The sequence below is a fragment of the Streptococcus cristatus genome (genome assembly GCF_001578775.1).
GTDB lineage: Bacteria > Bacillota > Bacilli > Lactobacillales > Streptococcaceae > Streptococcus > Streptococcus cristatus_A.
Genome location: NZ_KQ969087.1, coordinates 1 through 427 on the forward strand (window position 1 = coordinate 1; position 427 = coordinate 427).

A 427-nucleotide genomic window follows, 5' to 3' on the forward strand; every position below is an offset into this window, starting at 1 on the left:
CATTCTTAATCGATTCGGCTGCTAATCCGGAAAAAGCACCTTCCAAATCGGCAGGAACTTGAACCGATGAGAATGATTTCATTGTCTCAGCCTGATTGGTAAGCCATTCTTGCAATAGACGACTTTCTTCAAGGAGAGTGGCTCTTTTGGCTGAGATTAATCCTTGAATAGCTAGACGTTCCTGTATCCTCAGATACTCTTTTTTGATACGTTCTGCTTCCGCTCGATCCTCTATCATTGGTTCAATCATACGCTCCTCCTATAATTCTCCAAAAATCTGGCTACCTTTTTGGTCAATTTCTACGATTCTATCAGCTGCCTTGTTTAATTTACCTGATATACTTGTCATTTTCTTCTGATATGAGTTGGCCGAGGAAAGAGTTGCTGCTTCTATTCCAGTATTCCAAGCTATCTCAAAGCTCAGCTC

At 41.2% G+C, this 427-nt stretch carries 1 protein-coding gene; it reads right to left on the reverse strand.

Going from position 1 to position 427, the window contains the following annotated elements:
- Positions 1 to 250: hypothetical protein (locus tag SCRDD08_RS10735; protein ID WP_061423622.1), on the reverse strand; the 250-nt coding region annotated here is incomplete at its 3' end.
- Between the last annotated feature and the right edge of the window lie 177 nt (positions 251 to 427).